This is a genomic window from Mycobacterium sp. E3251 (genome assembly GCF_001666835.1).
In the GTDB taxonomy this organism is placed as follows: Bacteria; Actinomycetota; Actinomycetes; order Mycobacteriales; family Mycobacteriaceae; genus Mycobacterium.
Window position 1 is genome coordinate 1 of record NZ_LZJF01000103.1, and the last position, 2,935, is coordinate 2,935.

General features: G+C 64.0%; 3 protein-coding genes. 1 reads left to right on the plus strand and 2 read right to left on the minus strand.

The window, feature by feature from the left end; translation table 11 throughout:
* Nucleotides 1–963: glycosyltransferase (locus A5697_RS12875; RefSeq protein ID WP_068010771.1), on the plus strand; the 963-nt coding region annotated here is incomplete at its 5' end.
* A 9-nt stretch (nt 964–972) separates the two neighbouring features.
* On the opposite strand, the gene A5697_RS12880 is transcribed toward A5697_RS12875, so the two are convergent.
* Together A5697_RS12880 and A5697_RS12885 are read right to left on the minus strand one after the other, a co-directional pair.
* Nucleotides 973–1,776, minus strand: a complete 804-nt coding sequence (locus A5697_RS12880; protein ID WP_067948466.1) for a TylF/MycF/NovP-related O-methyltransferase — start codon at nt 1,774–1,776, stop codon at nt 973–975.
* 133 nt (nt 1,777–1,909) lie between these two features.
* Nucleotides 1,910–2,713, minus strand: a complete 804-nt coding sequence (locus tag A5697_RS12885) for a TylF/MycF/NovP-related O-methyltransferase (RefSeq protein WP_067948468.1) — start codon at nt 2,711–2,713, stop codon at nt 1,910–1,912.
* Nucleotides 2,714–2,935: the final 222 nt, after the last annotated feature.

Below are 2,935 nucleotides of genomic sequence, written 5' to 3' on the forward strand. Positions count from 1 at the left end.
CTGACGTCCCTCGCCGCCGACGCTGACCTATTGTGCACCGGCCTGAATTTCGAGCAGGCCGCCGCCAACGTCGCGGAGTACTACGACATCCCGTTTGCCACGCTGCATCACGTCCCCATGCGGCCGAACGGCCAGACCGTTTCGATGCTGCCGGCGCCGTTGAGCCGCTCGGCGATGACGGCGTTCGACTGGTTCAGTTGGCGCCTGAACAAGAAGGTCGAGGACACGCAGCGCCGCGAACTCGGGCTCCCCAAGGCAACGCATCCCTCGCCGCGCCGGATCGCCCAGCGAAAGTCGCTGGAAATCCAAGCGTACGACGAGGTTTGCTTTCCCGGACTGGCGGACGAATGGGCGAAATGGGACGGCCTACGGCCGTTTGTCGGCCCATTGACAATGCAACTGACCACGGGCGCCGACGACGACGTGGCAGCTTGGATTGCCGCCGGATCGCCGCCGATTTGCTTTGGCTTCGGCAGCATGCCGGTCGAATCTCCGGTCGACACGGTCGAAATGATCGCTGCGGCATGTGCGGAATTGCACCAGCGGGCGCTAATTTGCGCCGGCTGGAGCGATTTCAGCGATGTGCCACTTCCCGCCCACGTCAAGGTCGTGGGCGCGGTGAATTATGCGACGGTCTTTCCAGCCTGTCGCGCGGTCGTTCATCACGGCGGCTCGGGCACCACGGCGGCAAGCCTGCGTGCAGGCATACCCACCTTGATTCTGTGGAGCTCGGCCGACCAGCCGTACTGGGGCAATCAGATCAAGCGCCTCAAGGTGGGAACCGCCCGACGCTTCTCGGAGACCACCGAGAAATCGCTTGTCTCGGATCTTCGCGAGATCCTCGCCCCGGAATATGCCACCCGAGCCCGCGACCTCGCCACTCGGATGACAACCCCCGCCGAAAGCGTCGCCAAGGCTGCGGATCTGCTCGAAAAGGCCGCCCGTGAGAAGGCTTCCGGCTGAAGCGCTTGCTTAACTCGCCGGCTTGATCAGCAGGCCCTGTCCCGTGGGCAACGCGCAGATCTTCACACCCAGTTCATTTGCCACCGCATCCATGGCGGCGCGCTGCTCGTCGCGCCCCCGGTTCGCGTAGTCATCCAGGAGCACGAAGGCACCGGGTATGAGCCGTGGCCAGAAATAGCGAAGTGCGGCGACTTCCGGTGGGGCGCAGTTCATGTCGATGTGCAGGTAAGCGATGGCGGTCGCGTCGACCTCGTCGAGCGTCTCCGGGACCGCGCCCACGATGATGCGCTGGTTATGCCACTCCGCGAAATTCGCGCGAACGCTTTCGACTCCACTGGCATACATCCCGTTGCGCAGGTGATCTTCGCTGATCTCCAGTGCCCCGGCCCGGCGTTCGTTCTCGGTGACGAAGCGCGGGTCGAGTCCGGCGAACGTGTCGAGCAAGTAGAAGGTCTTCCCCAGCCGGTCCCAGTCCAGGTATTCCATGATGGCGCTGCTCAAGAACCCGTAGCTCACGCCGCATTCGACGAAGTCGCCGTCAAGCTTGCTGGCGCTGGCCGCCGCCCACAGCCCCACGTGCACGCGCCACTGCCACTGGTACCAATCCTCTTTGCCCAGGGAGCGGGCGCCGCGCCGATAGGCGCGCTGGAACTCCGGATCGTCCAGGAACGCGTGAAAGTTATTGAACGTGACCAGCGCGTCGTTGGCGTAGACGTCGGGAAGGATGGTCCGCGCGAGCCAGTACTCGGTGCGTACCCACCACATCCGCAGGCGGGTTCCGGTTGTCAGCCCTGTTGCCACGGCGGCAACCATAGCATTGGCGGACGTCTAGCCCGTGCCAAATACGACGGGTTCAACGGTTCACCCGCCCGAACGGCAAAACTTTTGGTAGCCACCGAATTTCGCCAACCCGCTCAGGCGCCGGCATTGCCCTGTCGAATACCGTCTACTTGCGCCACAGCACGCCGGTGCCGTCGATCTCGACGATCTCCGCGGTCACGCCGTGCTTCGCCCGATAGTCCGTTACGGCTTGTTCGCACGCCTTGATCGCGTGGTAGTCGTCGACGATGCAGAAGCCACCCGGCGACAGCCGCGGATAAAGCGCATCGAGCGCCTGGATCGTCGACTCGTACAGATCGCCGTCCAGGCGCAGCACGGAGATGCGATCGATCGGCGCATCCTGCAGCGTGTCCTTGAACCAGCCGGGAACGAACCGTACCTGATCGTCGAGCAACCCGTAACGCTCGAAATTAGCCCGCACCTCGGATTCGGGCACCCCGAGGATGCGCGCGTGACGGTGCAGCGTGATCCCTTTGTCCTGCTTGTAGTTTGCGACGTCCGGCGGCGGTACGCCGGCGAAGGAGTCGCACAGCCACACGCAGCGCTTCTCGTCCCCGTGTGCGGCCAGCACCGCGCGCATCAAGATCGACGCCCCGCCGCGCCACACGCCACACTCGACCAGGTCGCCGGGGATGTCCTCTTCCAGCACCGTCTCCACGCAATGCTGCAGGCTGGTCAGCCGCTGCATACCGATCATCGTCAAGGCATCCGCCGGCCAATCCAGCCCCAGGTCTCGCGCGTGCTTATTGAACGGGCGCTTGCGGACGAGCATTAGATTGCGGGTGCTGAACAAAGGGCGCCCCAAGCGGTACCAGCCCACGGGCACCAACTCGTCATTGCCGTACCGGGTCAAATCGCGTCGGAGCAAGTCCAGGTACGCAAACCGCGTGTCGTGGTCAGTCACGGCCAAAGCTGCCCCTTAATCCGCATGCCAGTACTCCCGGTCATGAGCCTAGACGTCCGTCGACGCCCTCAATGCGTTTCGCAGTCTATCCACTAACTTGGTCCGAATTGCCAACTTGCACCTCGGGCCATCGCGATCTCAAGGACTACGCTTCACTCCGGTGGCGCGATCACAGCGTCCCGAGCGGGTGAAGCTCTCCAGCAGATCGACGGCGCGCCCCTCGCCGTC

Excerpts from the sequence above, each read along its gene's own strand:
- A5697_RS12880 (WP_067948466.1), bottom strand. The coding sequence starts at position 1,776 with ATGGTTGCCGCCGTGGCAACAGGGCTGACAACCGGAACCCGCCTGCGG.